This window comes from Paenibacillus durus ATCC 35681 (assembly GCF_000993825.1).
GTDB lineage: Bacteria > Bacillota > Bacilli > Paenibacillales > Paenibacillaceae > Paenibacillus_AQ > Paenibacillus_AQ durus_B.
In genome coordinates this window covers 4,339,873-4,355,761 of the sequence record NZ_CP011114.1, presented here as the reverse complement: position 1 = coordinate 4,355,761, position 15,889 = coordinate 4,339,873, and the positions used below count along the sequence as shown (strand labels likewise).

Genomic DNA, 15,889 nt, shown 5'->3' with positions numbered 1-15,889 from the left:
GCTTATCGTTTGGTCTTATATTTTTACGAGAAACGTACCTGCGTCTTAAAAAGACGCCGTTAGGCGTTTCTTCTTAATGTTACGTCTTCCGGCATAGGAGCATAGTCCCTGCTTTCTAGGGCTATTTTACGGTTGTCCCGCAAATAAAATGAGCCTGCCCCGGCTTGTCATCCCGCTAAAGCGCGAATATATAGGCCCGCCACTCATATAATGTACCAAACTATCCACAGTTGGGAGGCGGGAGCGTGCACGATTACATCAAGGAACGCACCATCAAAATCGGACGCTGCATCGTGGAAACCAGGCATACGGTCCGGACCATAGCCAAAGAATTCGGCGTTTCCAAAAGCACGGTGCATAAAGATTTAACCGAGCGGTTGCCGGAAATCAATCCTGATCTGGCTGATCAGGTGAAGCACATTCTTGAATACCACAAATCCATCCGTCATCTCCGGGGGGGCGAGGCCACAAAAATCAAATATAAGAAAAACACGGGGAAGAAGCGGGAGGTGGCCGTAGCGATAAAACCATAAAATATCATTGAAGTCTTCCCCTAAAGTATGGTAATTTTAAATTTGGTACTAACTCATCTCTCTCATCTAAAATAATTACTTTGGGGGCTCTTTCATTATGCTTAGCAAGGACATCGGAATCGATCTCGGCACAGCCAATGTGCTGATTCATGTTAAAGGAAAAGGAGTCGTTCTGGATGAACCTTCCGTGGTCACGCTTGAAAGCGACACGAAGAAGGTCCTTGCGGTGGGAGAACAGGCGCGCCGTATGGTCGGCCGCACCCCGGGAAACATCTCAACGATTCGTCCGCTCCGGGACGGCGTTATCGCCGATTTTGAAATTACGGAGACGATGCTGAAATACTTCATCGACCGCGTGGGAGGCCGTACCTGGTATGCGCGTCCTCGCATTTTGATCTGCGCCCCTACGAATATTACCTCTGTCGAACAGAAATCGATCCGTGAAGCGGCGGAGCGCAGCGGGGCGAAGGAAGTCTTCATGGAAGAGGAGCCGAAGGCCGCAGCAATCGGAGCGGGCATGGATATTTATCAACCTAGCGGAAATATGGTCGTCGACATCGGCGGCGGAACGACGGATGTAGCCGTATTGTCCATGGGCGACGTCGTTACCGCCTCCTCCATCAAAGTGGCGGGGGACAAGTTCGACGAATCCATTTTAAAATATATCAAGCAGAAATATAAACTGCTCATCGGTGAACGGACGGCTGAAGATATCAAGCTGGCCATCGGGAATGTGCGTCCTGGCGGCATACAGGCCGAAATGGATATTCGCGGCCGTGATATGGTAAGCGGGCTTCCGCAGACCCTGACGATCACCTCGATCGAAGCGCGGGAGGCGCTTTGGGACCCGGTGTCGTCCATTGTGGCTGCGGCGAAGACGGTATTGGAACGGACGCCTCCGGAGCTGTCGGCTGATATCATTGACCGCGGCGTCGTGCTGACCGGAGGAGGAGCGCTGCTGAGCGGACTGAGCGAGCTGCTCTCCGAAGAGCTGCATGTGCCCGTATGGGTGGCGGAAGACCCGATGCACTGCGTCGTGAAAGGAACGGGCATTTTGCTGGATCATTTGGACAAGGTAGTTAAGAAAAAGTTCTGAGCAGCCGATATATAAATAAAGGTTTGTAAGTTGGAGTTCAGACTTCTGCGGTTTAGGAAGGGGAAAAGCCTTTATGATAAGAGGTTTATATACGGCTGCTGCCGGTATGGTTACGGAGCAACGCAGACATGACACGGCAACGCAAAATATCGCCAATCTGAATACGACAGGGTATAAGCAGGTTGAAAGCATCAACCATTCATTTCCGAATGTGCTGATCTCCGCCATGCAGGGCGGGATGGTGAAGCCGGTTGGCAGAATAAACACAGGGGTATTCGCCGAGCAGTCGATGTCCAAATTTGTGCAAGGCGATCTGGTCGAAAGCGGCAAGACAACCGATTTTGCGCTATCGGCCGACTTGCGTCTGGCTGATCCCGCAACGGGCGCCAATATACCTTTTGACGCATCGGGTAAGTATATAAGTGATACTGGTGAGATTATTCACCAGCCGCAGGCTTTTTTCACCGTTCAGGATAATGATGGAAATACACTTTTTACGCGCAACGGCGGCTTTACTGTAAGTCCTGCCGGTGAACTGCTGAGTTCCGGAGGATATAAGGTGCTTGGCGCCGATGGCAGACCGGTAGTGTTAAACGGTACGGTGGACAACCTCAAGGTTGATGCGGAAGGCAATCTTCTTAATGCAACCGGCGCTCAAACCGGCGTCCGTCTTGGAATCAGCATTGTGACCAAGCCGCAGAACCTGGTGCGTGACGGCAATGGCGTATTCCACGTAGAAGATCCGCAGGCGGCGGGAATCCGGTATGCGGCTGCGGGAGATAATATGCAGGTCCGCCAGGGATATATTGAAGGCTCCAATGTGGATGTAACGCAGGTTACCGTCGATTTGAACGCGGCTTACCGGGCGTATGAAGCGAACCAGAAAGTGATCCAATTCTACGACAGCAGCTTGCAAAAGGCTGTAAATGATGTCGGCAGAGTATAGGAGGGATGACCGATGAACAATTCGACAATCGGCGCGGCCGTCTCGATGGTCAGTCTCCAGCAGCGCCTTGATCTTATCGCCGATAATATTGCCAATATTAATACGGCAGGCTACAAGAGCAAAGACGGAGCCTTTGAAGATGTGCTGACCCGGGTACAGCAGCAGTCGAGGGAGTATAAGCTTGAGGGGCGCAGCATGCCTTTGGGCTTTGATATCGGCTTTGGGATGCGGATTCCCCAGGTTACTACCAGTTGGGAACAGGGAGCGCTTAAGGAGACTGGCAATGCCGGCGATTTGGCGCTGCAGGGCAGCGGGTTGTTCGCTGTACAGGTTAATGGCGTCACTTCCTATACGCGTCAGGGCGATTTTCATTTCACGCCTGATACAGCGAATCAGGGTAAAATGATATTGGTGGACAATGAGAACCATCCGGTGCTGAACGCGCAGGGCAACCCGCTGACCGTACCGGCCGGAGTAAGCGTAGCCTTTGATGAGACCGGAGCCGTCCTGATGAAGAGGAATGAGAACGATCAGCCGACAGTCGCTGGCCGGCTGATGCTTGTGGAACCGAAGAACAGCGAGGTGCTTCAGGCAGTTGACGGCGGAAGATTTGTCCTTAAGGACGGTGTGACGGCTGGACAAGCCTTCGTGCAGCGGACGGCGGGCGAGCGCCGCGAAGTGGCGGTACGCTCCGGCTGGCTTGAGCAGTCCAACGTTGATCTGAACAAGGAAATGACGGAGATGATGCAGATTCAGCGGACGTATCAGCTTGTCGCCCGGGCTTTTTCCTCCAGCGATCAAATGCTTGGCCTGGCAAATAACATGCGCGGGTAGGTGAAGCGATGAGCCGTCAGAAAGAAGATCGTTTGACACAAGAACAACTGACAGAAGATAACGTGCCGATCAAGCGCAAACGATCGAAATGGACAGTCGTTAGGTGGTTTCTGATTCCTTTGCTGCTGCTGCTTGCCCTTGGCGGCGGTTTGGCAGTGGGCTACGTTGTCCTCGGCAAAAAGGAACTGAGCGATGTGTTTCACTGGAGCACGTGGAAGCATGTATACGATCTGGTCTTTGCCCCATAATGGCGCAAGAACCGCTATGCGAAACTCCCTTGTATGAGGGAGTTTTCTTTTTTATACTGGAAAATGTATAATGATGGGGGGCTTTCGAGATCAAAAAGGGCCCTCTCCGCTTTACAGCGGGAGAAGCCCCTTATCTCAACCTCCACTTCTGCAGCCGGTGAAGGATAAGTATAGTTTTTGCCAAAAGCATCTATATTTATGCACTCCGGCAAAAATAAAGTGCTTTTATAGCGAGGGGCTGTTTTTTCGAGGCCTTTCTCTCGAACTGGAAGGAGCAAGCCATATGCTGGATGTCAATCAAATTCAGGAAATTATCCCCCATCGTCCGCCTTTCCTGCTGGTGGACAAAATTATCGAAATCGAAATGGGGAAACGGGCGGTAGGCATTAAAAATGTCACGGTGAACGAGCCCTTTTTTACAGGGCACTTTCCAGGCTACCCCGTTATGCCTGGTGTACTGATTACCGAGGCTCTCGCGCAGGTTGGGGCAGCAGCGATTTTAGGGGTTGAAGCCAACCGCGGCAAGATCGGCTTTTTGGCGGGGTTGGACGGGTTCCGTTTCCGCGGACAGGTTGTGCCGGGAGACACCCTTAAGCTGGAAGTGGAGATTACGCGGCTTAAAGGAAGCATTGGCAAAGGAAAAGCTGTTGCTAAAGTCGAAGACAAGGTTGTGGCCGAAGGCGAAATAATGTTTGCGCTTAATTAAATCATACCTGAGAAGGAGAGATTTTCTATGACCCAATTGAGTCCAAAAGCTGCAGAAACCCTGGAACGCTGGCTGCAAGACCCATCCGTAGACGAGACCACCAAGCAGGAGCTTCGCGGACTGAACAATGATCCGCAGGAGCTTGAAGAACGCTTCTACCGGGATTTGGAATTTGGGACAGGCGGTTTGCGCGGCGTAATCGGCGCAGGCAGTAACCGGATGAACCGGTACACCATTGCAAGAGCGACCCAGGGTTTTGCTAATTTTATTTTGGACCAGCATAAGGGCGAAGGCCGGCCATCTGTCGTTATTGCTCATGATTCCCGCCGATTCTCCCCGGAGTTTGCGCTGGAAACGGCACTGGTTCTGGCCGGCAACGGGATTGAAGCCTATTTATATCCTTCCCTTCGCTCTACGCCGCAGCTGTCTTTCAGTGTTCGCCATTTGGGAGCAACAGGCGGTGTCGTCATTACGGCGAGTCATAATCCTCCGGAATATAACGGGTACAAAGTATACAATGCTCAAGGCGGTCAGCTTGTACCGGATGAAGCTGAGAAGGTGATCAACTACATATTCAAAGTAGATTCCTTCAGCGCGGTCAAGCGCGCCGTTAAAGAAGAAGCGAAAGCTGCCGGGCTCCTGCATTGGCTGGGCGAGAAGGAAGACGAGGCCTATACCGATACGGTGGCGGCAGTCAGTGTCGGCCGGTCGGAAATCGCCGGGGGCCTTGGAAGTAAATTCAAAATCGTTTATACGCCGCTGCATGGAACAGGCAATCTGCCGGTGCGCAGCGTATTGAAAAAGATCGGTTTCACCGATGTGCTTGTCGTGCCGGAGCAGGAACAGCCGGATTCCGAATTCTCCACGGTGAAATCGCCGAATCCGGAAGAGCGGGAAGCCTTTACGCTGGCGATAAAGCTTGGCGAGGAATTAGGTGCTGATCTGCTCATCGGTACAGATCCGGACGCGGACCGGATGGGCGCCGTCGTACGCGACCATGAGGGCAAATTCGTCGTGCTGTCGGGGAACCAGTCCGGCGCATTGATGATCCACTACTATCTGAGCCGGCTGCAGGAACTGGGCAAGCTGCCAAGCAATGGCGCCGTAGTCAAGACGATCGTGACCAGTGAGATGGGCGCTGCCGTCGCCAGCCACTACGGAGCGACCGTGTTTAACACGCTGACGGGCTTCAAATATATCGGTGAAAAAATGACCCAGTTCGAAGCCTCAGGCGATTACACATATCTGTTTGGCTATGAGGAAAGCTATGGCTATCTTGCCGGCAACTATGCCCGGGACAAGGATGCCGTGCTGGCTTCGATGCTGATCGCAGAAGCAGGCGCCTATTACAAAGCTCAAGGAAAGACCCTCTACGAGGTGCTTCAAGAGCTGTATGAGCAGTTCGGCTATTTCCTCGAAAGCTTGGAATCCCGTACACTCAAAGGCAAAGACGGGGTTGCCCAAATCCAGGGCATCATGAGTGATTGGCGGCAAAGCCCGCCGCAGGAAATCGCGGGCATTACCGTAAGCGAAGTGCAGGATTACTCTCTTGGTTTGGCTGGGCTTCCGAAGGAGAATGTGCTAAAATATTTGCTCGCCGACGGTTCCTGGTTCTGCCTGCGTCCTTCGGGCACTGAGCCTAAGATCAAAGTGTATTTTGCCGTACGCGGTGAGTCACTTGAAGATGCCAAATCTAAGATTGCCGCACTTACCCGGGAAGTTATGGGGAGAGTCGACGGCGGCAGCAATTAACAGGATGATTTGAATCTCTTTTACGGGAAACGGGTGCTGCCCTTCCATATGGAGGGCGAAGCCGTTTCTTTTTTCGGGGACCCCGCAAAGTACCTGAGCAGGCTTCGAAGCCAAGTCCTCACTTTGTGGGGTTGTCTTTTGTAATGGAGATTCGTTATGTAAAGAGGAGGAGCTTTTGGTGCAGCAAAAATGGCAGCATTGGAACTTAAATTCCCGAAAGTGGCTATGGATTATCGTGGTGATGGGCCTGATTGCGGCTTTACCGGTCGTCTACGACCGTCTGCAGACAGAGAAATCATCCAAGACGGTGGAGATCGTGTTCGACTACCGGGATCTTGTGGATGCCGCAAGCTACCGGGCCAATCCGCAGGACTATATATCCCAGCAATTGGATCGGCTTAAAGAAGCCGGCGTACAGAGTATGGCTGTATATGAAAGTACGCTCGGGGATTACCGCAAAGCCCGCCGCGTTATGTTATGGGGCGCTCAGGATATTGCCAACTTAACGGACGGCGTCATACCGGAGAACGAAAATTATACGTATGTGCTTTTTACTAGCAAAGCTAACAGTGATGAGCTCAAGCCCACAATCCAGAGTACGTTTGGCAGCCTTGGAATTGCGACGGAAGACTGGAGCTTTCGCGGGCAGCAAGGTTTGATCATAAAGACTCCGCTGGAGGATGCGCTCCTGAAGCCAATGGCTCCGGACGAGGCTGTACTTACCAGTTTGCATAACAAGGGATTTCAAATCGTCCCCCGTCTTGTGGATACACTTCCTTATAATGAAGAAGCGATGAAGCAGTTGATCGAACGATTTGAAAGCCTTAATGTTAAACGCATCCTGTTTGAGGGCGATTCGGTCAAAGGATTCAACGATAACGAGGATAAAAATAGCCTTAATTCCTTCGCTGAGCTGCTGAGACAGCATGGTATTGGCATAGCGACCATTGAGAATCTCAAACAGCAGCAAAAAGGGTTCAACAAGCTCGCCTATATGCTTGATTACAATGTAGTCCGGCTGTATTCGCTAAGTGAGAAGGACTCAACGCTGAAGCCGGATGTTATTATCGACCGCTTCGCGCTTGCCACAAAGGACCGCAAAATCCGCATGCTCTACCTGAATACCGCACCGACGAGAAATACTGACAAGGCGCAGATCGACGATTCTTTGGAGAATTTGATTACCAGCTTGAGTGAGCCGGGCGGAGCAGTAGAGAAGATCAAGGAGAACGGCTTTACGTTAGGTCAGGCTACCGCTTTTGATGTCGTTGATTCGCCATTCCAGCGTTATTTCAAGCTGGTCGCCGTTATTGGAGCCGTGGCAATGGTTGCGCTGACGATTTCCTACTTCATTCCATGGCTGACGCTGCTCGCATGGGTGCTTGGTCTGGTCGGAAGCGCGGGACTGCTGCTGGTGAAACCTACGCTGTTTGAGCAGGCGCTCGCGTTAGCGGTAGCCATCAGCGCACCTACAGTTGCTACGGTTCTCGCGGTCCGTAAAATCAATAAGTGGGGTCCACAGCTGACGACCGCCGGAAAGGACAATGCTGCCGCTTCGGGAGGTTTTTCGGGCTCCGCACCTATGAACCCGCAGCGCCGCCTGATCCAAAGTCTTGCTTTGTACGTAAGGACGTCTGTCATCTCGCTCAGTGCGGTGCCATTCGTGATCGCGCTGCTGAATAATATTACTTACAGTCTGGTACTGAACCAGTTCCGCGGCGTCAGTCTGCTGCATATTGCGCCGATCGGGCTGGTGGCCGTTTATGTGCTCCTATACCGTGGTGATTTTGCTCTTAATAAAACGGGTAAGCTTCTAAGAACACCAGTCACGCTGGCGATGGTTATTGCGGCTGCGGTGCTTGGCGTGGTCGGGTTGTACTATTTAAGCCGCACCGGCAACAGCGGCACCGCAAGCTCTTATGAACTGGTATTCCGAAACTTCATGGAAAGTACCTTCGGCGTTCGTCCGCGCAGCAAGGAGTTTATGCTCGCTCATCCATTGTTTATTCTTGGCGTCTTCCTGGCTCTTAAATATCGGAATGCAGCCTATCTCATGATAGTCGCCGTTATTGGCCAATTATCGATGGTGGATACGTTCGCCCATATTCACTCGCCTGTTCTGATTTCGCTTGTCCGTGGTCTATTGGGACTTGGGCTGGGGCTCATCCTGGGTGTGATTGCGGTAATCGTGTGGCAAATTGTGGAAGGATGTTGGAAACGATGGTCGCCCCTGCTCAAAAAATAGTGTTATCCGGTTACTATGGCTTCCGCAACAGTGGTGATGAAGCGGTGCTTCAATCCATTCTTAATGCTCTAAAGCGCCAATCCGAGCTTTTGGGCATTGCCATTGAACCGATAGTGTTGTCCATCGATCCGGAATGGACCTCCGCCACCTACGGCGTCGAAGCCGTCCACCGTATGAAGCTGGCTGATGTCTGCCGGGTCATCAGAGAGAGCGCGGGGCTAATCAGCGGTGGAGGGAGCCTGCTGCAGGATGTAACCAGCGCCAAATCCATTCCGTATTATCTCGGTGTTATCAAGCTTGCCCAATGGATGGGTAAGCCGACATTCGTATATGCGCAAGGAATCGGACCGGTGCAGCGGAGATGGTTCCATCCTATGATCAAATCGGTATTCCGTAAATGCGCCTACGTATCCGTGCGTGACGAACAATCCAGGCAGCTGCTTATGACTATGGGGCTTCGCCAGTCTGATGTGCATGTCGTTCCTGATCCTGTGATGGGCCTGACCTTGCCCGAGGAAATGGCTGCCGGCAGCGATTTAGTGGGACAACCTGCTGAGACGTACGGAGCTGAACCCGTATCTGTCACTAATTCAGGCTCTGTAAGCCCGGATCTTCCGGTCGTCGGCATTTCCGTTCGCTATTGGGAGAAGGACCGCCGGGAGCTGGATGCCATCGTAGAGGGCTTGCGGCAGGTCTGCCGCGCCCTTCCGGTCCATCTGAGGTTTCTGCCGTTCCATCTTCCCTCCGACACGGAAGCGTCGCAGTATTGTATGGACAAGCTTGGGGGCGACATCGCTGCTACCGGGAGTGTCGTTAGCCTTTGCGAAGACGCCGATCATCCGCAGAAGATGCTGAGGGAAGTTGGAGCATGCAGTGTGCTGCTCGGAATGCGGCTGCACAGTCTTATTTACGCCGCAGGACGCCGCGTGCCGCTAATCGGGATATCGTATGATCCTAAGATTGACCACTTTTTAGACCGCATCAACTGCCTCCCCGTCGGCACAACGGCTTCCTTGGACAGTGCAGCACTTGGAAAGGAAATAATCCGGCTCTTAAAGGATGGGGAGGTCTGGCGGCGGGAAAAGGAAACGCTGATTGACTCATTAATCTTCGAAGCGGAAGCTCCCGCTCGGCAAATTGTTGAATATTTACGGCATAAAGGGTGATCTACAGTGAAAGACGCAGGCGCTTTGCCTACGGTAACCATTTTCGGTATACCGGTGTCCAAAATGGATATGAAGGAAACGGTCTCCTATTTAATTGAAGCCGTTCGTTCCAGGACGCCGCATCAGGTCATAACAGCGAATCCGATCATGGTCATGACCGCTTTGGAAAATCCGACCTATATGGATATTATGACCTCCGCTGAGCTGGTTGTTCCCGACGGGACAGGAGTGGTTTGGGCAGCCGAACGCGGCGGAAGCCCCGTTAAGGAGCGTGTGGCAGGGTTCGATTTGTTACATGAATTGATGAGAGTTGGAGAAAGCTATCACTGGAGAGTGTATCTGCTTGGCTCAACCCCGGAAGTAATTCAGGAAACGGCCAGCCGGCTGCAAAGGCAATATCCGGGAATGATCATCGCCGGATTTCGTGACGGCTTTTTCGGTCCGGAGGAGGATGAAGAGGTCATCACCGGGATTTTGGAAACAGAGCCCGACCTTTTATTTGTCGCCCGCGGCGCGGATACCCAGGAACCTTGGATTGCGAAGCACAAATCACGTCTTGCCATTCCGGTCATGATGGGGGTCGGCGGAAGCTTTGATGTTATTTCCGGCAGAACGAAGCGTGCGCCACTAGCATTCCAAAAACTCCGTTTGGAGTGGTTTTACCGTCTTCTTAAAGAGCCGACGAGATACAAAAGAATGCTTGCGCTCCCGAAATTCGCAGTAAAAGTGATGCGGGAAAGAGATAGAGTAACAAATAATAGATAAAACACGGTTTTTCCCCGAATATATATCGAAAATCGCCTGAAAACGGAATTGGAATTTGTTTTTGGAACAGAGTATAATTCAATGCGGTAGAGAAATGGGGGTTGACTGAACCAATGTTAATCATATACATCGCCGGATTTATCGTTTGCATGGGACTGGCACTATGCTTGACGCCGCTTGTCAAGAAATTCGCTCTTGCCATTGGCGCCACGGACGTTCCGAATGCCCGCAAAGTGCACACGAGAATTATGCCGCGCCTTGGCGGTTTGGGCATTTTTCTGGCGTTTGTGTTAGGACTGCTTGCCATATCGCCGTTTGTTCCTTACGATTTTTCCACTCGGGATGTTAATTTCATTAAGGCGCTGCTTAGCGGCGGCGGACTTATTGTGCTCCTTGGCAGCCTTGACGACAGATTTGAGCTATCGGCCAAAATAAAGCTGCTCGGTCAAATTGCCGCCGCTTGTATCGTAGTGTTCGGCTTTAATATTACCGTGGACTTTGTAAATATTCCTTTTAACAATACTTATTCATCGCTGGAAAGCTGGATCGCCGTCCCGCTTACGATTTTCTGGATTGTTGGCGTAACGAACGCTGTTAATTTGATCGACGGATTGGACGGGCTTGCCGCCGGCGTTTCGGGTATTGCTATAGCTACTATTGCAACGATGGCCTTTTTAATGGGAAATGTAATGGTTGCCATGCTTTGCTTGCTGCTTCTCGGCAGCATTGTGGGATTCCTCTTTTTCAACTTCCATCCGGCCAAAATCTTTATGGGCGACGCGGGCTCGCTGTTCCTCGGATTCTGTCTGGCGATGCTGGCGCTTCTCGGGTTTAAGCAAATTGCGGTCGTTTCCTTTATTACTCCGTTGCTTATTATCGGTGTGCCGCTTTCGGACACATTCTTCGCAATTGTGCGTCGCAAGCTGCAGAAGAAGCCGATTTTTGCTCCGGACAAAGGTCATCTCCATCATTGTCTCCGGGAGCTTGGATTCAGCCATCGGCAGACGGTGCTTATCATATACGGAATTGCTGCCTTTTTCGGTATTTTGGCTGTCATTCAATCCTCATCCGCTCTGTACGAAGCGAACTGGGTCACTTTTGTAGTTATTTGTATCATGCTCTTCGTTCTGCAGATCGGCGCCGAGATTATTGGCTTGGTTGGGCAAACGAAAAAACCGCTGCTGAATTTCCTTTCCCGGGTGTTTATGAAAGTGAGCGCGGAGAAGGGATCGAAATCCTGATTTTTCGGAGTACAGCGTGGCTTTTAACTTAATATAGTGATGAACCTCATTCATTGGAATGAGGTTTTTTTATTTATGCTAAATATTTGCTAATTATTAGGTTGAGACTGGCCGATAAAAAGTAAGAGGGTGGACTAGCGCGTAAGTGTCACTTCCTGGATCGAAAATCAAAATAGCAGTGGGAGGTTTCAAACGTGAAAAAAAGAATCAGGTCGATAGGCAATTTTATCTTGGCGGCTGTAATCTTGCTGTCGACTCTTTCGGCAACAGGAGCGGCGTATGCCGCGGTAGGGCAATATTTTACTTTTACCAAATTCAGTACGAGCCAAAGCTCTCCAACCAATGTGAACACAAGTACAGTTGATGTTGAGGGTACATTTAATGGTGTATCCCCGGACAGTATCTATTATAAGGTGGACAGTATTGTGAATGGAACGGAAGTTCCCGGCGCGAGCGGCGCAGACGTGAAGCCGAATATCACAAATGAAAAATTCTTTACATTTCCGAACGTCAAGCTGAGCCAAGGACTTAACCGCATTACGGTTTACGGCGTAACTTCGGACGGCAGTCTTGCCAGCGGCGAGGCCTATGTTAATTTCTCCAACGTACCCGCGATTTATAATATTGCACTGCCGGACGGCAAGCAGTTGAGCGAGGGTACTCCTACACTGGTCAACACTCCAGGGTTGACACTGACACTTGAAGCGCCGAACGCTTCTGAGGTTATGATTAACTCCTCTAAAATGTACAATGGCGGCAGCACTACTTTTGTTATTGCCGATTATCCGCTCTCGGTGGGATATAACAAGCTGACCTTTGTGGCTACGACAGATGGCGGCACACGTACCTATTCCGTTTCGCGCGAAGTAATCTATGCTCCGGTTGGATCAGGTACGCCTCATAATACGAAAATTGGTACTACGGCGGTGGATACCGGTAATGTGGTAACATCGGCAAGTGGAAATCTTAGCGGTTCCATCACGTTTAAAGTGCCTGACACCTCTAGTGTTCCGAATCTTTCGGCACTGACTTTTACCGTTCGCAATACAACCAACAGCAGCGATGTGTTCACGGGAACCGCGACTGTATCATCGACTCCATCGACAACAGGGAGCTTTATTACCTTTAATTATACCTCTGATGCGGCTGTCCCGGCTCTTTCAGCCAATGGCGCATACACCATTATTTTTAACGGCAGCTATGACGGCAAAAGCATTACACCGGTCAAGTTTGATTTCCGAAACTCCGCAACAGCGTATATTACGGATGTACAGCAGATTTACAGTCCTAGTGTAAGTGGAACTGCACCTAATACCACTGTTACCTATATGTCTTCCGGAGCGTTTAGTGATAATTCGAGTTTGTTCCAAATGCCTCTATGGCTGCTTGTTAAGACGAGCAGCACTGACGACTCGAATGTTGTGAGTAAACTTTCAATTACGACGTATCAGAATGGGAGCCCGGTTATCAGCTCAGCGTTCAGCCAGACTTCTCATAAAACCCCTGACGGCTACAGAGTATATCAAATCAATAGTCTACCTACCGGAGAACAGACGCTTCATATTGATTTGAAGGACGGCAGCGGTAATATCCTTGATTCTAAAATTTATACGGTTAATTATGTATCCGCCCCATACATCGAGTTAACGAATCTGTATAATAACCAGGTTTTCAAGAACGCTAATGACTTCACAGCCGTAACAGGACAACTGGTCAATTTTCCTACAGGGGATTTGGGGTCAGCCAAAATTACGATTAACGGATCGACCAGCGCACTGCCCATGAACGTTTCTGATAACCAATTTAGTTTCAGTACATCGGGTAACGCACTCGTTTCCGGACCTAACAAAATCACCATCACTGGTTTGGCTAACGGGGTACCGGTATCCACAAGCGTAACCGTGTATCTGTTCCCGGATAATTTGCCGTCTCTGGCGGGACTTGTTCCGCTTCCGGTTAACGAGACGACCGATCCGGATCAATTGTTTGTAAAGACTGCTAATCTTCAGTACACAACCAATCAGACGAGCGCTGATATTCAGTTTGTGGCCAGCAATGCCGAGCAGATTGTCATCATGGTAGACGGTACGCAGAAAGTTGTAGCGAGTAGAAGCGGTTCAACCTGGACTTATGCTCCTTCAACTGTAAACTTGTCAGTACCTGCAGGTGAGAACGGAACATTTACACTGCGGGGGCAGAGTCTTCCGACAACCGGTCTGCGAACCATTACAGTAACCGCACGTCTGCAGACTTCGACGGTATCTCAGACGCTGCAAATTACGCGTGAAGTACCGCCATACACCATTTTGTCACCCAAGCTCCCGAATGAAAGTGTGATTAAGCAGAATTTCCTTGATGTCAGCATTCAAGCCGAAGGTGCAGACAGCATTGTAATTGGCAAGACGGCATTGGTCAAAGGCGAGCATGATATTTTCCGTACAGAATTAAGGGGCTTGAAGAAGGGTTTAAATACTATTAAGTTTACAGTTACTACAGGTAATCAAAAAACGAACGGCTCGATTAGTGTTACTTATTCGGATGAAGTTCTTCAAGGAGCGCAGCTCAAAACAACGCTGAATACATCGGGCAAACTGAGCGCATTCCAGAATGCTGTAACGCTCAACTTCCCGAAAGGTACACTGCTGCGGGATGCGACGCCGGCCCCAGGAACAACCAATACCCGTCAAATCAATCTCTTTAATCAACAATATATTTTGTTGGGTATTGCTGACAAGCAGGATGGACGTACTGTCAAACAGTATAATCCGGTAGGAGAAACCGATAGCAGTGGGAATGTTCTGGATGGTAAGCTGAAAGAAGTCAGCGCCAACTCGTTGGCGACCACTTATTTGACTCCCAAGCTGCATTACGGTTATGCGTCCAATCTATACTGGATCGATCCGGGTTATTTTGTGAACAATACTTCTATTAATGATTATGATACCGTGGTTTCCTCGCATCCGTACAAGACCGGGAATGAATTTTACCTTGGTCATATGGGGAAATGGCTTGAACCGACTCAGCAGGGAACTATTACGCTGAAATACGATTCAAATCTGGCTAACGCTGCTACGTCTAATGTTTCCGTCTGGAAAAATGTTGACGGCACTTGGTATAACATGGGCGGAAAGATTAATACAAGCAGCAAGACAATTACTGCGACATTTGATGGTTTCGGCTACTATGCAGTCTTGAGTCTCCGCTACAGCTACGATGATATTGTCTCGCATCCGTACGCGCGTACTGAACTTGAGACCATGATGGCTAAAGGGATCATGAACGCAAAGGATTCCAATGAGTTCGGTGTTTATGAAAATATCACTCGTGGAGAATTTGCGACGATGCTGGTCAAAATAATGGGTATTCAGTTGGATTATGAACCCGATAAATTAACTTTCTCTGATGTAATCAAATACAGTGACTATCATTGGGATTACCGCTATATTGAAACAGCTGTCCGTAAAGGAATTATCAAGGGCACGGCACCGAGACTCTTCTCGCCTAATGCTACGCTATCCAGGGAGGATGCGGCAGTAATGATCGCAAGAGTCATGAATCTCAAGCTGGGTACCATAGATAAGGACCGAGCAGCCTTACAGAAGCTGTTCACGGACACGGGTTCTATTCAATCTTCTTATTCCATTCCGTCCATTTTGGCGGTGAACAAGGCGGGCATTATTTCTGGTATTGCCAATAAACTGGTAGCCGGTCAGAAGAAGGCGACTTACCGCTTTGACCCGCAGGCGAATTTCACACGCGCCGACGCAGCGGTAATGGCACAGCGCATGATGGTTAAAATGAAGAAATTATAAGCTGCAACTACCCGGATTACGTTCGAAGTGAAGGAAGCCCCCGTTCCCCGATTTGGGGAGGGGGCTTCTGTTATGCAATTTCCAATTACAATTCTTTGAAATATGGCTTACTTTACGATACAATGACGTAAGAAGGTGCAAGAACACACTCAAGCAAGAAGGAGAACGCTAGATGAAACCGATTTTATCAAAAGCTCAGCTCGATTACATGAAAGCTAAGAACAAGTTTGAGAATACAGCAAAAGTAATGGAAAAGGAAATCGCGGCGAAACGCGCTCTGCAGGAAATCACTCAGGAGGTCATGGAGGAACTGGTTCAAGCGACCGGATTCCACGATGCATACAATGACCTTGTTATTGCGGAAAATGCGCTGATCGACTGGTCTCATTCTACAATCAAGCACGAGAAAACTTATCGTGAGAATCGCGATGCGATTGACGCCTTATATAATAACGTAAATTCCAGCCCGGAGAAGCGGCAAGAGCTGATTCAGCTTTCCATGAAGATCAGATAACTTTGGTGATGACTGGAGTGCCGGTTTCGGC

The 15,889-nt window shown here is 50.1% G+C and carries 13 protein-coding genes; all 13 read left to right on the top strand.

Features of this window, described 5'->3' with window-relative positions; translation table 11 throughout:
- The first annotated feature begins 245 nt into the window (after window positions 1-245).
- The 13 genes from spoIIID to VK70_RS20310 all read left to right on the top strand — a co-directional run bounded on the left by spoIIID (window position 246) and on the right by VK70_RS20310 (window position 15,858).
- Window positions 246-533: a sporulation transcriptional regulator SpoIIID gene (gene spoIIID, locus VK70_RS20370; protein WP_025692425.1), complete on the top strand. Its 288-nt coding sequence runs from the start codon at window positions 246-248 to the stop codon at window positions 531-533.
- 97 nt (window positions 534-630) lie between these two features.
- The gene (mreB, locus tag VK70_RS20365; protein ID WP_169774235.1) at window positions 631-1,629 is read left to right on the top strand and encodes a rod shape-determining protein MreB; all 999 of its coding nucleotides are present in this window, start codon (window positions 631-633) and stop codon (window positions 1,627-1,629) included.
- Window positions 1,630-1,702: 73 nt separating this feature from the next.
- Window positions 1,703-2,575 carry a flagellar hook-basal body protein gene (locus tag VK70_RS20360; RefSeq protein ID WP_025695301.1) on the top strand — a complete coding sequence of 291 codons (873 nt, stop codon included), beginning with the start codon at window positions 1,703-1,705 and terminating at the stop codon, window positions 2,573-2,575.
- Between the two features lie 12 nt (window positions 2,576-2,587).
- Window positions 2,588-3,409 carry a flagellar hook-basal body protein gene (locus tag VK70_RS20355; RefSeq protein ID WP_025695300.1) on the top strand — a complete coding sequence of 274 codons (822 nt, stop codon included), beginning with the start codon at window positions 2,588-2,590 and terminating at the stop codon, window positions 3,407-3,409.
- An 8-nt stretch (window positions 3,410-3,417) separates the two neighbouring features.
- Window positions 3,418-3,657, top strand: coding sequence for a DNA-directed RNA polymerase subunit beta (locus VK70_RS20350; RefSeq protein ID WP_046723669.1), 240 nt, complete (start codon window positions 3,418-3,420; stop codon window positions 3,655-3,657).
- A gap of 283 nt (window positions 3,658-3,940) precedes the next feature.
- Complete coding sequence (fabZ, locus tag VK70_RS20345) at window positions 3,941-4,363, top strand: 3-hydroxyacyl-ACP dehydratase FabZ (protein ID WP_025695298.1); 423 nt, start codon at window positions 3,941-3,943, stop codon at window positions 4,361-4,363.
- 27 nt (window positions 4,364-4,390) lie between these two features.
- Window positions 4,391-6,115: a phospho-sugar mutase gene (locus VK70_RS20340; protein WP_025695297.1), complete on the top strand. Its 1,725-nt coding sequence runs from the start codon at window positions 4,391-4,393 to the stop codon at window positions 6,113-6,115.
- 178 nt (window positions 6,116-6,293) lie between these two features.
- Window positions 6,294-8,360: a DUF5693 family protein gene (locus VK70_RS20335; RefSeq protein WP_025695296.1), complete on the top strand. Its 2,067-nt coding sequence runs from the start codon at window positions 6,294-6,296 to the stop codon at window positions 8,358-8,360.
- Window positions 8,336-9,526, top strand: a complete 1,191-nt coding sequence (csaB, locus tag VK70_RS20330) for a polysaccharide pyruvyl transferase CsaB (RefSeq protein ID WP_025695295.1) — start codon at window positions 8,336-8,338, stop codon at window positions 9,524-9,526. Before VK70_RS20335 ends, csaB begins: the two co-directional genes overlap by 25 nt.
- A gap of 63 nt (window positions 9,527-9,589) precedes the next feature.
- The gene (locus VK70_RS20325; protein WP_081754815.1) at window positions 9,590-10,291 is read left to right on the top strand and encodes a WecB/TagA/CpsF family glycosyltransferase; all 702 of its coding nucleotides are present in this window, start codon (window positions 9,590-9,592) and stop codon (window positions 10,289-10,291) included.
- A gap of 113 nt (window positions 10,292-10,404) precedes the next feature.
- Window positions 10,405-11,532 carry a glycosyltransferase family 4 protein gene (locus VK70_RS20320; protein ID WP_025695293.1) on the top strand — a complete coding sequence of 376 codons (1,128 nt, stop codon included), beginning with the start codon at window positions 10,405-10,407 and terminating at the stop codon, window positions 11,530-11,532.
- A gap of 194 nt (window positions 11,533-11,726) precedes the next feature.
- On the top strand, window positions 11,727-15,344 hold the full coding sequence (locus VK70_RS20315) for an S-layer homology domain-containing protein (RefSeq protein WP_025695292.1): 3,618 nt from the start codon (window positions 11,727-11,729) through the stop codon (window positions 15,342-15,344).
- 172 nt (window positions 15,345-15,516) lie between these two features.
- On the top strand, window positions 15,517-15,858 hold the full coding sequence (locus tag VK70_RS20310; protein WP_025695291.1) for a hypothetical protein: 342 nt from the start codon (window positions 15,517-15,519) through the stop codon (window positions 15,856-15,858).
- Window positions 15,859-15,889 lie beyond the last annotated feature (31 nt).

Excerpts from the sequence above, each read along its gene's own strand:
- VK70_RS20360 (WP_025695301.1), top strand. The coding sequence starts at position 1,703 with ATGATAAGAGGTTTATATACGGCTGCTGCCGGTATGGTTACGGAGCAA.
- VK70_RS20340 (WP_025695297.1), top strand. The coding sequence starts at position 4,391 with ATGACCCAATTGAGTCCAAAAGCTGCAGAAACCCTGGAACGCTGGCTG.
- csaB (WP_025695295.1), top strand. The coding sequence starts at position 8,336 with ATGGTCGCCCCTGCTCAAAAAATAGTGTTATCCGGTTACTATGGCTTC.
- fabZ (WP_025695298.1), top strand. The coding sequence starts at position 3,941 with ATGCTGGATGTCAATCAAATTCAGGAAATTATCCCCCATCGTCCGCCT.
- VK70_RS20325 (WP_081754815.1), top strand. The coding sequence starts at position 9,590 with ATGGATATGAAGGAAACGGTCTCCTATTTAATTGAAGCCGTTCGTTCC.
- VK70_RS20320 (WP_025695293.1), top strand. The coding sequence starts at position 10,405 with ATGTTAATCATATACATCGCCGGATTTATCGTTTGCATGGGACTGGCA.
- mreB (WP_169774235.1), top strand. The coding sequence starts at position 631 with ATGCTTAGCAAGGACATCGGAATCGATCTCGGCACAGCCAATGTGCTG.
- VK70_RS20350 (WP_046723669.1), top strand. The coding sequence starts at position 3,418 with ATGAGCCGTCAGAAAGAAGATCGTTTGACACAAGAACAACTGACAGAA.
- VK70_RS20355 (WP_025695300.1), top strand. The coding sequence starts at position 2,588 with ATGAACAATTCGACAATCGGCGCGGCCGTCTCGATGGTCAGTCTCCAG.
- VK70_RS20310 (WP_025695291.1), top strand. The coding sequence starts at position 15,517 with ATGAAACCGATTTTATCAAAAGCTCAGCTCGATTACATGAAAGCTAAG.